Consider the following 17,933-nt stretch of genomic DNA (forward strand, 5'->3'; position numbering starts at 1 on the left):
GGCGGGGGTTCCAAACCCCCGCCCCCCGTGGGATGTTTCCAGACAGAAAGTGACCTAGAGGAAGGACTTGCCCGGGCCTTCGGACGGAATCTCCAGGTGAGCCGCGACCGAGGCTGCGACATCGGTGAAACCCACGAGGCCGATCGACCCCGCACCTACTCCAGCACACAGCACCGGCACCCGTTCCCGCGTATGGTCCGTGCCTGTCCAGGTTGGATCGTTGCCGTGGTCGGCGGTGAACAGCGCGAGGTCACCGGGGCGTAGCCGCGCGAGGAAGTCGCCGGTGCGCCGGTCGAACCATTCCAACGCGCGGGCATAGCCAGATACATCGCGGCGGTGGCCGTACAGGCTGTCGAATTCCACGAAGTTCGCAAAGGTCAGCGAACCGGCCTCCGCCTCGTCTGCCAGCCGCATCAGATGGTCGAAAAGCTCCGCATCCGACTTGCCCTTGTGCAGCTTGCCAATGCCCCGGTGCGAGAAGATGTCGCCGATCTTTCCGATGGCATGGGTGGAGCGCCCCGCCCCCTGAGCCCAATCCAGGAGCGTGGGTGCCGGCGGGGCAATGGCAAAGTCGCGACGGTTGGCGGTGCGGGCGAAAGCTCCGGGCGCGCCGACAAAGGGCCGGGCGATGACGCGCCCGATCTTCATGGAGTGCAGGGTTGGGGCCAGATCCTGGCAAAGCTTGATCAGCCGATCCAGCCCGAACACCTCCTCATGCGCCGCGATCTGGAACACCGAGTCAGCGGAAGTATAGCAGATCGGCCAGCCGGTTCGCAGATGCTCGGCCCCCAGTCGTTCGATGATCTCTGTGCCAGAGGCATGGCAATTGCCAAGGATGCCGCCGGTTCCAGCATGGGCGCACACCTCGGCAACCAGGCCTTCCGGAAAGGCAGGAACCCGATCGGGAAAATAGGCCCAGTCCCAGGGCACCGGCACGCCAGCCAGTTCCCAATGGCCCGAAGGCGTGTCCTTGCCCTTGGACACCTCGCTCGCTGCACCCCAACGGCCCCTCGGCTCTGCCCCCAAACCTGGGGTCTTCAATCCAGTGGCCAGCCGGACAGCCGCCCCGAGACCGAGCGCATCGAGGTTGGGCAAGTGAAGTGGGCCGCTCCGCCCCTCCTCGGCCCGCCCCTCGGCGCAGGCCACTGCGATATGGGCGAGCGTGTTTGCACCTTCATCGCCGAACGCAGCGGCATCCGGAGCACCGCCGCATCCCACGGAATCCATCACGATCAGGAAGGCGCGGCTCATGCGATCCTCGCGTGGATGAGGGGGGGCTCGTCGGGAAGGTCCTGGGCGATGCGATAGGCTGTCTGAACCGCGGCCACTGCAGCCTCGGCTTCGGCCTCGGTCGCGGCGTGGACCATGGCAAGCGGGACCTCGCGGCTGGCTTCCTCACCGATGCCGGCAAGATCCGAAAGACCGACGGAGGGGTTGATCCGGTCGCCGTCACGCAGCCGCCCGCCCCCCAGATGCACCACCGCCTGGCCAAGCGCGAAGCCGTCGATGGCGGCCACCCAGCCGTTCGCCGGGCTGGGAACCTCGCGCATGACCGGGGCAGAGGGCAGGCGGTCGGGCCAGCGGTCCACAAAGTCGGCGGGACCGCCTTGAGCCGTCACCATCCGGCCGAAGTGTTCCGCTGCCGCGCCGGATTCCAGCGCCTGCGCAATGCGCCCTGCCCCGTCCTGCGGGTCTGCCGCCAACCCGCCGAGTGCCAGAGCCTCGCCGCCGAGCGCGCAGGTGATGTCCCACAGCGCGGCGTTGACCGACGTGCCCGACAGCGTCTCCATCACCTCGATTACTTCCAGCGCATTGCCGGCTGCGGTGGCCAGGGGCTGGCTCATGTCGGTGATAAGGGCAACGGTCATACAGCCGGCACCCTGCGCGGTCGAGACCAGCGATTGCGCCAGTGCCCGTGCATCCTCCATCGTCTTCATGAAGGCCCCGGAACCGACCTTCACATCCAGAACCAAAGCCTCCAGTCCTGCCGCCAACTTCTTTGACAGGATGGAAGCGGTGATCAGGTCGATGGATTCCACCGTGCCCGAGATGTCGCGGATCCCGTAGAGCCGACGGTCGGCAGGGGCCAGGTCGGCCGAGGCCGCCACGATGGCGCAGTGAACACGGTCCATCTGGGCGCGGAACTGGTCCTCGCCAAGCCCCGTGCGGAAGCCGGGGATCGCCTCCAGTTTGTCCAGCGTGCCGCCGGTATGGCCGAGACCGCGGCCCGAGATCATCGGCACATAGGCGCCGCAGGCGGCAAGGGCCGGGGCAAGAAGCAGGGACACGCAGTCGCCGATGCCGCCTGTGGAATGCTTGTCCACCACCGGGCCGGGCAGATCCCACGCCATGACCCGGCCGGAATCCCGCATGGCAGAGGTCAAGGCCACGCGGCCAGCCTCTCCAAGCCCCTTGAGCAGCACGGCCATCGCGAAGGCGCCGGCCTGCGCATCCGTGACATCGCCCGAGGCAAGCCCGGCGGCAAACCATCGCAACTCGTCCGCCGACGGGGTGGTTCCGTCGCGCACCTTCATCACGATGGATCGCGCGTCCATCTCAGGCCCGGTCCATATGGGCGGCCGTGAAGACACCCGGCAGGATCTCGGCCACCGTCATGACTTTCTGCTTGCCGTCGGTGGTGCAGAGCGTGACCTTCACATCGGCATCGGCGAATTCCGCGATCTTCTGCCGGCAACCGCCGCAGCAGGGCACGGGTTCGGGGCTGTCGGCGATGACCCATATCTCGGCAATACGCGTATCACCCCCCGCCACCATGGCGGCAATGGCCCCAGCCTCGGCGCAGGTGCCTTCCGGATAGGCCACGTTCTCCACGTTGCAGCCGACATAGACCTTGCCAGAGGTCGCGCGGATCGCCGCGCCAACCTTGAAGCGGGAATAGGGCACCCAGGCGTTCAGGCGAACCTGGGTGGCGGCGTCAAGCAGGGACATCTGGACCTCGGCTTCCGATTTGACCGTTCGGTCGGGAGTGTGGAACCGCCCACGCCAAACTGCAAGCGCGGCTACACGACCACCGTTGGCGGGTTCCCGGGCAGCGTCACCTCCAGCAGTTCAAGGTCGGCCGAAGGCTCGGCGTAGCGGGTGGCCATCCCCGGCGGCATGACGAAGGCATCGCCGGGCGACAGGCGATAGGGCTCCTTCCCCTCGCCTTCCAGCACCATGCTGCCTGACATCACGAAGGTGAACAGGATGTCGCCGTCATGCCGGGTCCAGCGCGTCTCGCCACCATCTGGCTTTGCCACCATGACCGAGGCCACGCCCTTCGTATTGGCGTTGATCGAGGTGTCGCGGGCCACGAAGCCCGGCAGCCGGAAGGGCTGGAACGCGCCCTTCGCACCGATGTCATGCACGAAGCGCTGGCCGTCCCACTCGCGGTCGGGGCGGTAATCCGGGGTGGGCAGGGTCATCTCGTGGTCAATCTCGGTGACATGATCGGCCGGCACACCGATCTCGATCACTTCGATCCCCTCGCCGGATTCCAGCACCCGGTGCCGGATCTGCGGCGGCTGGATGAAGCAGTCGCCGGCGTGCAGCCGCCGGATGCCGCCCTGGTCTTCGTACAGCACATCGACCCAGCCCTTGATGCAGAAGATCAGCTGGAAGCCGACCTTGTGGAAGTGCACCATGTCCGGAACCTTGCCGTCCGGCACGCGGATGTGGCTGGCGATCATCGCGCCGCCCAGGCGCGACGGCACCAGGTCGCGGTACATCATGCCGGCCCGGCCGATCACCCAGGGCGCCTGGTCGGCCAGACGCCGCACCACGAAGGCATGTTGCGTGGCCGGCAGCACCAGCGGCGGGTTCAACTCGTCAATCTCGATGCGCGTGCCGTTCGGCGCGGTCAATTCGCGCTTGCCCTCGGCAAAGCTGTCGGGGTCCTCGGTCAGGATGCGGATCGTCCCCGGCGCCTCCTTCGCCCCCTTCTCGATGCGCAGCCGCAGCCCATGGCCCGACAGCACCGCAACTTCGGGGTTGTCGGCCGGATAGATCATGTCCAGCCGCATCTTCAGCACCTTCATGTAGAAGGGCAGGTCATCGCGCAACTCGTTGGTGGGCAGCCGGATCTCGGCGCGGGTCTCGGTCATCTCGTCCTCCCCGGAACGGCCGCAGATTGGGCGCGGCCCTGCCAATTTGCAAGGCGGCCCTGAAACACCTGCGGTTTCCCCGAATTGCACCGAACCGAAATTGGTTTAATGGGTAAGCGAGGATCGGGAGGACGACATGGCAGACGAAGCACGGCACGAGAATGCCCGCCAGGCGGCGCTGGACTATCACGAGTTCCCGCGGCCCGGAAAGCTCGAGATCCGCGCCACCAAGCCGCTCGCCAACGGCCGCGACCTCAGCCGCGCCTATTCGCCCGGAGTGGCTGAGGCCTGCCTGGAAATCAAGGCCGATCCCGCTAGCGCCAGCCGCTACACCAGCCGCGGCAATCTGGTGGCTGTGGTGTCCAACGGCACCGCCGTGCTTGGCCTCGGCAACATCGGCGCCCTGGCCTCGAAACCGGTGATGGAGGGCAAGGCGGTGCTCTTCAAGAAATTCGCCAACATCGACTGCTTCGACATCGAGTTGAACGAACCCGACCCTGAACGCCTGGCCGACATCGTCTGCGCGCTGGAGCCGACCTTCGGCGCCATCAACCTAGAAGACATCAAGGCCCCCGACTGCTTCATCGTGGAAAAGCTCTGCCGCGAGCGGATGAACATTCCTGTGTTCCACGATGACCAGCACGGCACTGCCATCGTGGTCGGCGCTGCGGCCACCAATGCGCTGATCGTCGCCGGCAAGAAGTGGGAGGACATCAAGGTCGTCTCCACCGGCGGCGGCGCGGCGGGCATCGCCTGCCTTGAAATGCTGGTGAAACTTGGGGTGCGGCGCGAGAACGTCTGGCTGTGCGACCTCGCCGGTCTCGTCTATCACGGCCGCCATGACCAGATGACCCAGCAGAAGGCCGCTTTCGCGCAAGGCACCACCCCGGCCACGCTGGCCGATGTGATCGGCGGCGCCGACCTGTTCCTTGGCCTCTCCGGCCCCGGCGTGCTGACGCCCGAGATGGTGGCGAAGATGGCGCCGCGACCGATCATCTTCGCCCTGGCCAACCCCACGCCGGAAATCCTGCCCGACGCCGTGCGCTCGGTCGCGCCGGACGCCATCATCGCCACCGGCCGGTCGGATTTTCCGAACCAGGTCAACAACGTCCTGTGCTTCCCGTTCATCTTCCGGGGCGCGCTGGACGTGGGCGCCACCACCATCAACGACCAGATGGAACTGGCCTGCATCGACGGCATCGCCGCCCTGGCCCGCGCCACCACCAGCGCCGAAGCCGCTGCCGCGTACCGGGGCGAGACCATGAGCTTTGGCGCCGACTACCTGATCCCCAAACCCTTCGACCCCCGCCTGATGGGCGTTGTCGCCACTTCGGTCGCCCGCGCGGCGATGGAAACCGGCGTGGCGGCCCGGCCCCTGCCCGACCTTGACGCCTACAAGCAGAAGCTCGACGGGTCGGTCTTCAAGTCGGCGCTCCTTATGCGCCCGGTGTTCGAGGCATCCAAGCTCGCCGTCCGCCGCATCGTCTTTGCCGAGGGCGAGGACGAGCGTGTGCTGCGCGCGGCGAACGCGATGCTGGAAGAAACCACAGACCTGCCCATCCTGATCGGGCGACCCGAAGTCGTGGAAGGCCGGTGCGAGCGTTATGGCCTGCCCATCCGCCCCGGCCGCGACTTCCACCTGGTGAACCCGGAAAACGATCCCCGGTATCGCGATTACTGGGGCACCTATCACGAATTGATGGCACGGCGCGGCGTCACGCCCGACACCGCCCGCGCTGTGATGCGCACCAACACCACCGCCATCGGCGCGATCATGGTCCACCGGGGCGAGGCGGATTCCCTCATCTGCGGCACCTTCGGCCAGTATCACTGGCATCTGAACTACGTCCGCCAGATCCTCGCCCGCGGCGGCTTGCGCCCCACCGCGGCGCTCAGCCTGATGATCCTGGAAGACGGACCGCTCTTCATCGCGGACACCCACGTCCACTCCGAGCCCACTCCGGCTGAAATTGCCGAAACCGCCATCGGCGCCGCGCGCCACGTCCGACGCTTCGGCCTGACTCCCAAGGTCGCGCTGTGCACGCAAAGCCAGTTCGGCAACATGGACAACGCCGCCGCGCTTCGGATGCGTGCGGCGCTGGAGCTTCTGGATGCCCGCGAACCCGATTTCGCCTATGAGGGCGAGATGAACATCGACGTGGCGCTGGACCAGACGCTGCGCGACCGCATCTTCCCCGGTTCGCGCTTCGAAGGGGCGGCGAACGTGCTTCTGTTCGCTTCGTCCGACACGGCCTCCGGGGTGCGGAACATCCTGAAGATGAAGGCCGGAGGGCTGGAGGTCGGGCCGATCCTGATGGGCATGGGCAACAAGGCGCATGTGGTCACACCCTCGATCACCGCGCGGGGCTTGTTGAACATGTCTGCCATCGCAGGAACGCCGGTGGCGCATTACGGGTGAGTCGCGCAGGGATTTGCAAATCCCGTCGTCCTTAGCCCGTCGCCAAGACCGCGTGGCCAAGTTTGCAAACTTGGCGGGTCAATGCCCTCCGGAGTCTGCAAACATTTCGTCGCACCCCCTGCCCCGTTGCCGGTAACATCGTTGCGCGGGGCGCGGTGCCTGACATAACAGACCTGCGCAAGCGGGAGGGCATGCCATGGCATACAGCGATCTTTACAGCCGTTCGCTCAGCGATCCGGAGGGCTTCTGGCTTGAAGCGGCAGGGGCCATTGATTGGGTTCGTCGCCCGACCACTTCCCTGAACGCCGCTCGCGCGCCGTTCTATGAATGGTTCACAGACGCCGAGGTCAACACCTGCTGGAACGCGGTGGATCGCCATGTCGAGGCCGGGCGCGGGAAGCAGCCGGCGATCATCCATGACAGCCCGGTGACCGGCACCAAACATGTCATCACCTATGCCGAACTGAAGGACCGCGTCGCCCGACTGGCCGGGGCTCTACGGGCGAAGGGCGTGGAAAAGGGCGACCGCGTCATCATCTACATGCCGATGGTGCCGGAAGCGCTGGAGGCGATGCTCGCCTGCGCCCGTCTGGGGGCCATCCACTCCGTCGTCTTCGGCGGCTTTGCGGCCAACGAACTGGCCGTGCGGATCGACGACTGCACGCCCAAGGCGATCATCGCGGCCTCCTGCGGGATCGAGCCGAACCGGGTCGTCCATTACAAGCCGCTTCTGGATGCCGCGATCGAACTGGCCAGCCACAAACCCGACTTCTGCGTGATCTTCCAGCGCGAGCAGGAGGTGGCCCAGCTGATCGAGGGCCGCGACGTGGCCTGGCACAGCTTCCAGTTCGGGGTCGAGCCGGTGGACTGCGTGCCGGTTGCGGGCAACCATCCGGCCTATATCCTCTATACCTCTGGCACCACCGGCGCGCCGAAGGGTGTGGTTCGGCCGACAGCGGGGCATCTGGTGGCACTGGCCTGGACGATGCGGGCCATCTACGACTGCGGGCCGGGCGATGTGTTCTGGGCCGCGTCGGACGTGGGCTGGGTCGTGGGGCACAGCTACATCTGCTACGGCCCCCTGATCGCGGGCTGCACCACCATCGTCTACGAGGGCAAGCCGGTGGGCACGCCGGATGCCGGGGCCTTCTGGCGGGTGATCTCGGAGCACAGGGTCCGCAGCTTCTTCACGGCGCCCACGGCGCTGCGGGCGATCAAGCGCGACGATCCCGAGGGCCGGCTTGTCGGCGACTATGACCTGTCCCGGCTGAAAGCCCTGTACCTGGCGGGCGAGAGGGCCGACCCCGACACGATCATGTGGGCGCAGCGGCACCTGAAGGTGCCGGTAATCGACCACTGGTGGCAGACCGAGACCGGCTATGCCATCGCGGCCAACCCGCTCGGGATCGAGCCGCTGCCGGTCAAGATCGGCTCGCCTTCGGTCGCCATGCCGGGCTTCGATGTCCAGATCCTGGACGAGGGCGGGCATCCGGTGGAACCCGGCCAACTGGGCGCCATCGCGGTGAAGCTGCCGCTGCCGCCCGGCACCCTGCCCACGCTGTGGAACGCGGAGGAGCGGTTCCGGAAGTCCTACCTCCACCACTTCCCCGGCTGGTACGAGACGGGGGATGCGGGGATGAAGGATGCCGACGGGTACCTCTACATCATGGCCCGGACCGATGACGTGATCAACGTGGCGGGGCACAGGCTTTCGACGGGGGCGATGGAGGAGGTGCTGGCCAGCCACCCCGACGTGGCCGAATGCGCGGTGATCGGGGCGGGGGATGAGTTGAAGGGGCAGACGCCGGTGGGCTTCCTGTGCCTGAACAAGGGCTCGGGCCGGGACCATGGCGATGTGGTCCGGGAATGCGTGGCCCTGGTGCGCGAGAAGATCGGGCCGGTGGCCGACTTCAAGAAGGCCGTGGTGGTGGACCGGCTGCCCAAGACCCGGTCGGGCAAGATCCTGCGGGGAACCATGGTCAAGATCGCCGACGGGGCGGCCTGGAAGATGCCGGCCACCATCGACGACCCGGCCATCCTGGACGAGATCACCCTGGCCCTGAAGGCCATCGGCTACGCCCGGACCTCGGCCTGAGGGGGCCGGGCCGCAAAGGTGCCTGAGGGGGCGTCCGAGCTCGGACGCCCTTTCCGACTCCATGAAATCAATGGGTTACGAGGCCGTGTTAACTTGGACGTAACCTTTGGCGGGTGGCGCAGGGCATTGGACGGCATGTCCGGCAGAAGGCTCATCGGCCCAAGAGCCTGCGACTGACCGTCTCGGCCAACATGCACGCGCCCCTGCTTTCGGGTCTTCCCGCGCCAATTCTCCTTGAAGCCAAATTCAACCTGCGATTGGGTTCCCTCAATTCTTCGTGCCGGGCATGATCATTACCCGACCGACCCGAAACAGGCAGGATTGCGGTGATGAAGAACATTGTTGCCGGGCGCCCTGCGCTTGCGGCATTTCCCGCCGCGGCCGAGTGCCTGCACGGCGCGCAGCAGGACCACGATGCAGCTTGGAGGGTGGGAAGCGTGCGGTCCCTGCTCAACACAGCCACTGCTCGAATCGCCATCGCAGGCATATGTCTGGTTGGCTGCACGGGGCAACGGGATGAAGGGACGCCTCGATGAAAGCTTTAACGCTTGGAACGTGCATCTTCGTTTGCCTGGTTCAGCCGGCAATCGGGGATGTTTATTCTCTAGAACTTGCCAAAGTCACGAAGGTGAATGACTGCGGCGTCATGGTGTTTGAAAAGAGATACCCGGCCAGACTGTGGGGAATCGTTGTTACCGAGCCCGAAACACTTCGCCAACTGGTCGCTGGCAAGGAAGTTTCGTACGAATTCTTGGCAACTTACGGGCCAACTACAGATATCGCAAAGTGCGGAAGCAGTGACATCAGAAATGTGACGGGCCGTAATACTCATGACCTCAGCCAATTCCTCATAGATAGAGGTGCGGCATTCGAGTTCTGTGCGGAGAGTCGGAATTACTATCGGACATGCGATCATCTTACCATAAGTCATAGCTATGTCGAGAAGGGAAAATCCGAATGAACCTGGAGGATGTTATATTAAAGATTGCAAAGGGCAATCTAAGCTCGCCGGAGTTCGGGCAAAGAACTGACGCATTGATAGCAAACTTGTATGCACTGGGCGGTCAGATTCGAGTCATGCTTGACGCAATCGCTGCCGATCCAAGGAACTTTCAAGTTCCTTCTGAATGAAGCTATTCCCCCTCACACGAACTGCTCGTCCAGCAACCGCTCCTCCAGCCCGTGGCCGGGGTCGAAGAGGATGCGGTGGGCGATCGTGGGTTCGGAGCGGATCTCGACCGAGACCACATCCGTTACCGAGCGGCTGTCGGCATCGGCCATGACCGGGCGTTTGTCGGCTTCCATCACGTCGAAGCGCACGACAGAGGTGTTGCGCAAAAGCGCGCCGTGCCAGCGGCGGGGGCGGAAGGCGGCCATCGCCGTCAGCGCCAGCACGTCCGAGCCGATGGGCAGGATGGGCCCGTGGGCCGAGTAGTTGTAGGCGGTTGAGCCGGCGGGGGTGGCGACCAGCGCGCCGTCGCAGACAAGTTCCGGCATCCGCACCTTGCCGTCGACGGTGATGCGCAGCTTGGCAGCCTGGGGGCCGGCGCGCAGGAGCGAGACCTCGTTGATCGCCAGCGCCTTCACCACGGCGCCCGACCTTTGCACCGCCGTCATGGCAAGCGGGTGGATCACCGCCTCTTCCGCAGCGGCGACGCGGGCGGGCAGATCTTCGACGGCATAGGCGTTCATCAGGAAGCCGATGGTGCCGCAGTTCATGCCATAGACCGGCAGCCCGCGCTGCTCAACCTCGTGCAGGGTCTGGAGCATGAAGCCGTCGCCACCAAGGGCCACGACGACATCGGCCCGGTCCAGGCTGTGCTGGCCGTAAGCGGCGGTCAGTTCGGCCAGCGCGGTCTGCGCGTCGGGCGCGGGGCTGGCGGCAAAGGCGATCCTGCGCTGGGTCATCGGGTTCCCTCGCGGCGTGGCGCCGCGTCCTGGCGCCACTCTTGCCGCGCGGCGGCGGCAACTCAACCCCGGCCGGAGCCGGTGGCGGGGATTTCCGATGCGCGCTTTCGTTTCCGATCCTGTGCCCGGCTTCGCTCGCCCTGCCGCGAATGTCGGATTCCGCCCTTTCTTGGCCGGAATGTCTGCTGTATTCGGAACCACGCCCACGGCCGCCAAAGGAGCTTGCCCCATGACTGCCACGCACCGCGACAGCGGCTTCTTCACCGAAACCCTCGCGTCGCGCGACCCCGAGCTTTATGCCTCGATCGCCGACGAGCTTGGCCGCCAGCGCGAGGAGATCGAGCTGATCGCCTCGGAGAACATCGTGTCGCGCGCCGTGCTGGAGGCGCAGGGCTCGGTGATGACGAACAAGTATGCCGAGGGCTATCCCGGAAAGCGCTATTACGGCGGGTGCCAGTTCGTGGACGTGGCCGAGACGCTGGCCATCGAGCGGGCGAAGGCGCTGTTTGGGGCGAAGTTCGCCAACGTGCAGCCGAACTCGGGGAGCCAGATGAACCAGGCGGTGTTCCTGGCGCTGCTGAAGCCCGGCGACACCTTCATGGGGCTGGACCTGAATTCGGGTGGGCACCTGACGCATGGCTCGCCGGTGAACATGTCGGGCAAGTGGTTCAACGTGGTGTCCTATGGCGTGCGCCAGCAGGACCAGCGGCTGGACATGGACGACGTGCGGCGCAAGGCACTGGAGCATCGGCCGAAGCTGATCATCGCGGGCGGCACGGCCTATTCGCGCGAATGGGACTGGGCGGCGTTCCGCGCCATCGCCGACGAGGTGGGGGCCTATCTGCATGTGGACATGGCGCATATCGCGGGGCTGGTGGCGGGGGGCGTCCATGCCTCGCCCATTCCACATGCGCATGTGGTGACGTCGACCACGCACAAGTCGCTGCGCGGGCCGCGCGGCGGGCTGATCCTGACCAATGACGAAGAGATCGCCAAGAAGGTCAACTCGGCGGTGTTCCCCGGCCTGCAGGGCGGGCCGCTGATGCATGTGATCGCGGCGAAGGCGGTGGCCTTCGGCGAGGCGCTGCGACCGGAGTTCAAGACCTATGCGGCGCAGGTGAAGACCAATGCCGCGGCCATGGCGGACGAGCTGATGAAGGGCGGCATCGACATCGTGTCGGGCGGCACCGACAACCACCTGTGCCTGGCGGATCTGCGGCCGAAGGGCGTGACGGGCAAGGCGGCCGAGGCGGCGCTTGGCCGGGCGCATATCACCTGCAACAAGAACGGCGTGCCGTTCGACCCGGAGAAGCCCTTCGTGACCAGCGGCATCCGCCTGGGAGCGCCGGCGGGCACGACCCGCGGCTTTGGCGAGCCGGAGTTCCGCCAGATCGCGCGCTGGATCGTGGAAGTGGTGGACGGGCTGGCGGCCAATGGCGAGGCCGACAACGGTGCGGTCGAGGCCAAGGTGCGGGGCGAGGTCGAGGCCCTGTGCCGGGCCTACCCGATCTACCAGGGCATGTGACATCTGCCTGACGGCTTTGGGAGGCCCCGCTCTGGCGGGGCCTTTTTCATGGCGGCTTGACGGGATTCTGAATCCACAGTCAAAATTGGGGCGGGAGGACTGCCATGCCCCGCGACCCGCGTTTCGACCCCTTGTTCCAGCCCCTGAAGATCGGTCCCGTGACCGCGCCGAACCGGTTCTGGCAGGTGCCGCATTGCACCGGCATGGGCAACCGCCACCCGCGCACCCTGGCCGCGATGCGGGGGGTGAAGGCCGAGGGGGGCTGGGGGGTTGTGAATACCGAATACTGTTCGATTCACGAAAGTTCCGACGACACGCCGGCCATCCATGCCTCGCTTTGGGACGACCATGACGTGCGCGCCCATGCGCTGATGACCGAGGCGGTGCATTTCCAGGGGGCGCTGGCCGGGGTGGAGCTTTGGCACGGCGGCATCCGGGTGTCGAACGCCTGGTCCCGGCTGGCCGGGCTGGGGCCGGTGAGCGCCATGGCGGAGAATGTGCCGTGGCAGAGCGCGCGGATGGACCGGCAGGACGTTGCCCTCTTGCGCCAGTGGCACCGGGCGGCGGCGCTGCGTGCGGTGCAGGCGGATTTCGACGTGGTCTATGTCTATGCCGCGCATACCTATCTGCTGGCGCAGTTCCTGGACCCGGTGCTGAACCCGGTGGACTGGGAGGCGCGGATTGGGCTGGTGCTGGCGCTGGCCGAGGACACGCGGGAGGCGGTGGGACATCGCGCCGCAGTGGCGACGCGGATCGAGGTGACGGACGAGGACGGCACGGGACAGGAGGAACGCGCGCGGCTTCTGGAGCGGCTGGCGCCGCTGATCGACGTGTTCGACGTGACGATCCCGGACTATGGCACCGAGATGGGGCCATCGCGTTTTGTCAAGGAAGCGCCGCTGGAGAACCATGTCGCGCATGTGCGCGCGGTGACGGGCAAACCGGTGGTGTGCGTGGGCCGCTTTACCTCGCCCGAGACGATGCTGGGGCAGCTGCGGCGCGGCGTGCTGGATTTCATCGGGGCGGCGCGGCCTTCCATCGCCGACCCGTTCCTGCCGAAGAAGATCGACGAGGGGCGGATGGAGGACATCCGCGAATGTATCGGCTGCAACATCTGCTACGCCCATGACGGGCTGGGGGCGCCGATCCGCTGCACGCAGAACCCGGCGATGGGCGAGGAATGGCGGCGGGGCTGGCATCCCGAGGACGTGCCGGCGATCACAGGGCGGGCCGATCCGGTGCTGATTGTCGGGGCGGGGCCGTCGGGAATGGAAGCGGCGCTGGTGTTGGGACGGCGCGGGGTGCCGGTGCTGCTGGCCGAGGCGGAGGACAGCCCCGGCGGGCGTGTCACGCGCGAGGCGCGGCTGCCGGGACTGAGCGAATGGGCGCGGGTGCGCGACTGGCGGTTGGGGCAGTTGGCGAAGCTGCCGCAGGTGGAGTTGTTCCGTGCCAGCCGCATGGGGGTGCAGGACGTGCTGGAGACCGGCGTGGGTCATGTGCTGGTGGCGACCGGCAGTCTGTGGCGGCGCGACGGCACCGGGCGGTCGAACCCCGGCGGCATTGCGGGGCTGGGGGCCGTGCTGACGCCAGACGACATTCTGGCGGGGGCGCGGCCCGGCGACGGCCCTGTCGTCATCTTCGACGACGAGGGCTATCACATCGCCGCCGGGCTGGCGGACCTGCTGGCCGCCGAAGGGCATGAGGTGACCTATGTCAGCCCCGGCGGGGCGGTGGCGGAGTGGAGCGCCTATACCACCGAACAGTCACGATTGCAGGCGCGGCTGATCGGGCAGGGCGTGACGATCCTGACGCATCTGGCGCTGGCCGGTCGGGGCGAGGGCACGGCAGAGTTCGCCTGCGTGCATACGGGCAAACCCCTGGGCGTTGCCTGCGGCACGCTGATCCCCGTGACCTCTCGCGAGCCGCAGGATGGGCTGTGGCACGGGTTGCAGGGCAAGGGTTTGACCACGCTGGAGCGCATCGGCGATGCCCGCGCACCGGGGCTGATCTTTCATGCGGTGCATGACGGCCACCGCGCCGGGCGGGCGCTGTTTGCGCCGCCCGAGGGGCCGTTGCGGCGCGAGGTGATCGCGCTTTGAGGCGTTACCAGTCGAGCCTGCGGCGGCCGAGCATGGCGCAGGCGGCGGTGACGATGAAGAGCGCGAGGCCGTACCAGGTGATGTAGAACACCGGGTTGTCCTGCGTGCAGAACAACGAATAGCCGGTTGCCGCCCCGGCAGAGGCGGCAAGGCCGGCAAGGGCGCCCGACAGGGCGGGCGAGGTGGAGGCGCCGTCGCGCAAGAGGCGCAGCGCCACGGCGGCGGGGATTGCCGACAGGAGGACGATGAAGCCCAGGCATTCGGCCACAGCCAGCGGGGTGACATCGGCGAAACGCACCTCGGGCGGGCGGGCGGCATAGCCCTGAAGCCAGAGCGCCCCGGCGAGAAGCGCGGGCAGGACCAGAACCAGGCCCGCCCGGCCAAGGCCGTGACCGGGCCGCGCGAGGCGCAGAACGAGCCATAGCGACAGTGTGCAGGTCAGGGCGGCAAGCAGCGTCTTGGCAAGCACCACCGGCACCGCCAGAGCGGCGGCAAGATCGGGTCGCGGGCCGGCGAGGGCCAGGAAGAGGCCCGCGCAAAGCCCGACGGCGGCCAAGAGAACCGCGGCGACACGCAGGGCCGAAAAGGCGGGCGGCGGCGGATCGGCGGCCAGAAGGGTGATGAGGTCCTCGGTCTTCATTGGCCCTGCCCCCTCGCCAGGTCGGCCATGCGCCGGATTGCGCGGTGCAGGGCCACGCGGACGGCACCTTCGGTCATGGAAAGCCGCGCGCCGACTTCCGCCGGGGTTTCCCCGGCCAGGCTGACGGCGCGCACGATTTCGGCCGCGCGCGGTTCGAGCTGGCCGATGAGCACATTGCTGTCGCGCACGGCTGTCGGATCCGGGGCAGGATCGGCTTCGAGCGCATCGGAGAAATCCTCGATCGGCAGATGGATGCGCGCGCCGCGGCGGCGGAAGGCATCGACCACCTTGTGCCGCGTGATCGCATAGAGCCAGGGCAGGAGCGGCGCGGCCGGGTCCCAGGTCTGGCGCTTGGTATGAATGGCGATCAGCACGTCCTGCACAATGTCCTCTTGGGTGTCGGCGTCGAGTGTACGGCCACGGGCACGCACGATGCCACGCAGCACGGGAGTGATGGCACGAAGGAGACGCTGGTAGGCCAGCGCATCCCCCGCATTCGCCGCCCTGAACAGGCTTGCCCATTCCGTCTCGCGGTCGATCATCGCCTGTCCCTTCGCCGCACCGCCGCGAGTGTTACACGCGGGGTGCGGCCAAGGGCAAATGTTTCAGACGGGGCGCCGGAAACACGGCTGCGTGAGCGCCGTAACGGCACGGAAACCCGCGCCGTATGGACCGCCGAGGACCATGGACGGTCCTTCACTCGGTCCAACAGGAGATGACCATGACGATGATCGACAAGACCCTGACGCTTTCGGCCACTCTGGCGGCGGCCCTGACCATGGCTGCGGCGGCCCAGGCCCAGGACCAGACCATGGAGAAGTGCTATGGCGTGGCCATGGCCGGCCAGAACGACTGCGCCGCGGGTCCGGGCACGAGCTGCGCCGGGACCTCGACCAAGGACTATCAGGGCAATGCGTGGAAATACGTCCCCGCCGGGACCTGCGCAACGATCAAGACGCCGAACGGCATGGGCTCGCTGGAGCCGGTGAAGATGTGACCGTTGCGGGGCCGGCCCTGGTGCCGGCCCCGGCTTCTTGCAGGAGACGAACATGCCTCTGCCCGCTTCCCCTGGTCTTGGCTTCAAGCCCGAGCACTTTTCCGACATCCTGAGGTTGAGCCCGGCGCTTGGCTTCTTTGAGATTCACGCCGAGAACTACATGGGCGAAGGCGGGCCGCCGCACCGGATGCTGGGCCGGCTGCGGCAGGATTACGCCCTGTCGCTGCATGGCGTGGGCCTGTCGATCGGCGGGCCGGGGCGGCTGGACCGCGACCACCTGGCGCGGCTGAAGGCTCTGGTGGCGCGCTATGAGCCGGATAGCTTTTCGGAGCATCTGGCCTGGTCGAGCCATGGCGGCGACTATCTGAACGACCTTTTGCCCCTGCCCTACACGGCCGAGACGCTGCAGGCGGTCTGCGACCATGTGGACGAGGTGCAGGCGGTGCTGGGGCGGCGGATGCTTCTGGAGAACCCCTCGACCTATGTGCTGTTCGAGCAGTCCACGCTGGAGGAGACGGAGTTCCTGGCCGCGGTGGTGCGGCGGACGGGCTGCGGGCTGCTTCTGGATGTGAACAACGTCTTCGTTTCGGCCACCAATCACCGCATGGATGCGCGGGCCTATCTGGCGGGCTTTCCGGTGGCGGCGGTGGGCGAGATTCACCTGGGCGGCCATGCCGAGGAGATGCTGCCTTCGGGGCCCCTGCTGATTGACGATCATGCGCGGCCGGTGGCCGACCCGGTCTGGGCGCTGTTTGCCGAGGCGCTGGCGCTGACCGGGCCGCAGCCTGTGCTGATCGAATGGGACAATGACGTGCCCGAGTTTCCGGTGCTGCTGGCCGAGGCGGACCGCGCGGCGCGGGTGATGGCCGATGCCGGAGGGCTGCGCCTTGCCTCGTGACCTGGTGGGGGAATTCCGGGCCGGGCTGTTCGGCGGGACATTGCCGGCGGGCGTGACGGCGCGCGATCCGGCCGAGGCGGAGCGGCGCTTTGCCGTCTATCGCAACAATGTGGCCTACGGGCTGACGCGGGCGCTGGCGGCGCGGTTCCCGGTGGTGGAGCGGCTGGTTGGGGCCGAGTTCTTTGGTGCGATGGCCCGGGTCTTCATCGAGGCGCATCCGCCGCGCTCGCCCGTGCTGTTTCACTGGGGCGGGGCGTTCCCCGGCTTCCTGGAGCGGTTTCCGCCAGTGGCGGGGTTGCCCTACCTGCCCGAGGTGGCGCGGCTGGAGTGGCTGCGGGGCGAGGCCTATCATGCCGCGGATGCCCGGCCGGTGACGGCGGGGGACCTGGCCGCGGCGGCTGGCTCGGCGGGGGGATTGCGGATCGGGCTGCATCCTTCGCTGCGGCTGTTCCGGTCGCGGTTTTCGGCGGTGACGATCTGGGCCGCGAACCAGCCGGGGGCCGAACCGTCCGGCCCGCTGACCGCCGACCGGGCGGAGGCGGCGGCGGTCCTGCGCGATACCGGCGACGCGGTGCCGGTGCTGCCGGTGACGGCGGGTGATCTGGTGCTGGTCGAGACGCTGGCAGCGGGTGGCACGCTGATGGCCGCGGCGGCAGCGGCGGCGCTGGCCGAGCCCGGCCATGCGCCGGGGACGATCCTTCTGAACCTTGCGCGGCATGGCGCGATCATTTCCCTGAGACAGGACGACCTGACATGAACCGCCTGACCGATGCCCTTCGCCACCTTCATGCTCGGGCCGACCGGCTGCCCTGGGACATCGCCGCCCTGCCCTTGCGGGTGTTTCCGGCGGCGGTGTTCTTCACGTCGGGTCGGACCAAGGTGGAGGGATTTCTGCACATCAAGGACAGCACGTGGTTCCTGTTCCAGAACGACTACGCGCTGCCCTTGATCCCGCCGGGGATGGCGGCGGTGATGGCAACGGCGGCGGAACATGTGTTTCCGGTGCTTCTGGTGCTGGGGCTGTTCACGCGGGCGTCGGCGTTGGCGCTGTTGGGGATGACGCTGGTGATCCAGACCTTCATCTATCCCGACGCCTGGCAGGTGCATGGGGTCTGGGCGGCCTGTTTTCTGGCGCTGGTGCTGCGGGGGCCGGGGCGGATTTCGCTGGACCGCGCGCTTCGGATCGACGGGTGAGCCGGGTTTCGCGGCCTGCGCCAGAGCGGAGCATCCGATGCAATCCGGGCTTGGA

General features: G+C 67.2%; 16 protein-coding genes. 9 read left to right on the top strand and 7 right to left on the bottom strand.

The genetic code is table 11. The annotated features are described in order from the left end of the window. Positions 1-54: 54 nt before the first annotated feature. From JO391_RS13985 to JO391_RS14000, 4 genes are all read right to left on the bottom strand, one after another. The gene (locus JO391_RS13985; protein WP_220661079.1) at positions 55-1,251 is read right to left on the bottom strand and encodes a phosphopentomutase; all 1,197 of its coding nucleotides are present in this window, start codon (positions 1,249-1,251) and stop codon (positions 55-57) included. Then, positions 1,248-2,555 (bottom strand): thymidine phosphorylase, encoded by a 1,308-nt coding sequence (locus JO391_RS13990; RefSeq protein WP_220661080.1) that lies wholly within the window; start codon positions 2,553-2,555, stop codon positions 1,248-1,250. The genes JO391_RS13985 and JO391_RS13990 overlap by 4 nt, the downstream gene beginning before the upstream one ends. A gap of 1 nt (position 2,556) precedes the next feature. Further along, entirely contained in the window at positions 2,557-2,949 is a 393-nt protein-coding gene (locus JO391_RS13995) for a cytidine deaminase (RefSeq protein WP_220661081.1), read from the bottom strand. 71 nt (positions 2,950-3,020) lie between these two features. Continuing rightward, positions 3,021-4,103 (bottom strand): cupin domain-containing protein, encoded by a 1,083-nt coding sequence (locus tag JO391_RS14000; RefSeq protein ID WP_220661082.1) that lies wholly within the window; start codon positions 4,101-4,103, stop codon positions 3,021-3,023. 136 nt (positions 4,104-4,239) lie between these two features. On the opposite strand from JO391_RS14000, the gene JO391_RS14005 reads away from it, so the two are divergent. The 3 genes from JO391_RS14005 (at position 4,240) to JO391_RS14015 (ending at position 9,748) form a co-directional block, all read left to right on the top strand. Continuing rightward, positions 4,240-6,522, top strand: a complete 2,283-nt coding sequence (locus JO391_RS14005; protein WP_220661083.1) for an NADP-dependent malic enzyme — start codon at positions 4,240-4,242, stop codon at positions 6,520-6,522. A 196-nt stretch (positions 6,523-6,718) separates the two neighbouring features. Continuing rightward, on the top strand, positions 6,719-8,617 hold the full coding sequence (locus JO391_RS14010; protein ID WP_220661084.1) for a propionyl-CoA synthetase: 1,899 nt from the start codon (positions 6,719-6,721) through the stop codon (positions 8,615-8,617). A gap of 957 nt (positions 8,618-9,574) precedes the next feature. Then, on the top strand, positions 9,575-9,748 hold the full coding sequence (locus JO391_RS14015) for a hypothetical protein (RefSeq protein ID WP_220661085.1): 174 nt from the start codon (positions 9,575-9,577) through the stop codon (positions 9,746-9,748). 12 nt (positions 9,749-9,760) lie between these two features. Here the strand turns inward: JO391_RS14015 and JO391_RS14020 are convergent, their stop codons facing one another. Next, positions 9,761-10,525 carry an NAD kinase gene (locus JO391_RS14020; protein ID WP_220661086.1) on the bottom strand — a complete coding sequence of 255 codons (765 nt, stop codon included), beginning with the start codon at positions 10,523-10,525 and terminating at the stop codon, positions 9,761-9,763. A gap of 229 nt (positions 10,526-10,754) precedes the next feature. Between JO391_RS14020 and glyA the strand changes: the two genes are divergently transcribed. Continuing rightward, on the top strand, positions 10,755-12,050 hold the full coding sequence (glyA, locus tag JO391_RS14025) for a serine hydroxymethyltransferase (RefSeq protein ID WP_220661087.1): 1,296 nt from the start codon (positions 10,755-10,757) through the stop codon (positions 12,048-12,050). Between the two features lie 104 nt (positions 12,051-12,154). After that, positions 12,155-14,149: an oxidoreductase gene (locus JO391_RS14030; RefSeq protein WP_220661088.1), complete on the top strand. Its 1,995-nt coding sequence runs from the start codon at positions 12,155-12,157 to the stop codon at positions 14,147-14,149. Between the two features lie 4 nt (positions 14,150-14,153). Here JO391_RS14030 and JO391_RS14035 read toward each other — a convergent pair whose 3' ends face one another. Both JO391_RS14035 and JO391_RS14040 read right to left on the bottom strand, forming a co-directional pair. Then, positions 14,154-14,789: an NrsF family protein gene (locus JO391_RS14035; RefSeq protein WP_220661089.1), complete on the bottom strand. Its 636-nt coding sequence runs from the start codon at positions 14,787-14,789 to the stop codon at positions 14,154-14,156. Next, on the bottom strand, positions 14,786-15,331 hold the full coding sequence (locus JO391_RS14040; protein ID WP_220661090.1) for a sigma-70 family RNA polymerase sigma factor: 546 nt from the start codon (positions 15,329-15,331) through the stop codon (positions 14,786-14,788). The genes JO391_RS14035 and JO391_RS14040 overlap by 4 nt, the downstream gene beginning before the upstream one ends. Positions 15,332-15,510: 179 nt before the next feature. Here JO391_RS14040 and JO391_RS14045 point away from each other — a divergent pair, with 179 nt between their 5' ends. Genes JO391_RS14045 through JO391_RS14060 form a run of 4 tightly spaced genes read left to right on the top strand, consistent with a single transcriptional unit; the run spans position 15,511 to position 17,878 of the window. Next, the gene (locus tag JO391_RS14045) at positions 15,511-15,786 is read left to right on the top strand and encodes a BufA1 family periplasmic bufferin-type metallophore (protein WP_220661091.1); all 276 of its coding nucleotides are present in this window, start codon (positions 15,511-15,513) and stop codon (positions 15,784-15,786) included. Positions 15,787-15,838: 52 nt separating this feature from the next. Next, on the top strand, positions 15,839-16,684 hold the full coding sequence (gene bufB / locus JO391_RS14050; RefSeq protein ID WP_220661092.1) for an MNIO family bufferin maturase: 846 nt from the start codon (positions 15,839-15,841) through the stop codon (positions 16,682-16,684). Then, positions 16,674-17,441 carry an HvfC/BufC N-terminal domain-containing protein gene (locus tag JO391_RS21740; protein WP_310795039.1) on the top strand — a complete coding sequence of 256 codons (768 nt, stop codon included), beginning with the start codon at positions 16,674-16,676 and terminating at the stop codon, positions 17,439-17,441. The genes bufB and JO391_RS21740 overlap by 11 nt, the downstream gene beginning before the upstream one ends. Further along, positions 17,438-17,878, top strand: coding sequence for a DoxX family protein (locus tag JO391_RS14060; RefSeq protein WP_220661093.1), 441 nt, complete (start codon positions 17,438-17,440; stop codon positions 17,876-17,878). Before JO391_RS21740 ends, JO391_RS14060 begins: the two co-directional genes overlap by 4 nt. The last annotated feature ends 55 nt before the right edge of the window (positions 17,879-17,933 follow it).

Origin of the sequence: Neotabrizicola shimadae (assembly GCF_019623905.1) — a bacterium.
In the GTDB taxonomy this organism is placed as follows: Bacteria; Pseudomonadota; Alphaproteobacteria; order Rhodobacterales; family Rhodobacteraceae; genus Neotabrizicola; species Neotabrizicola shimadae.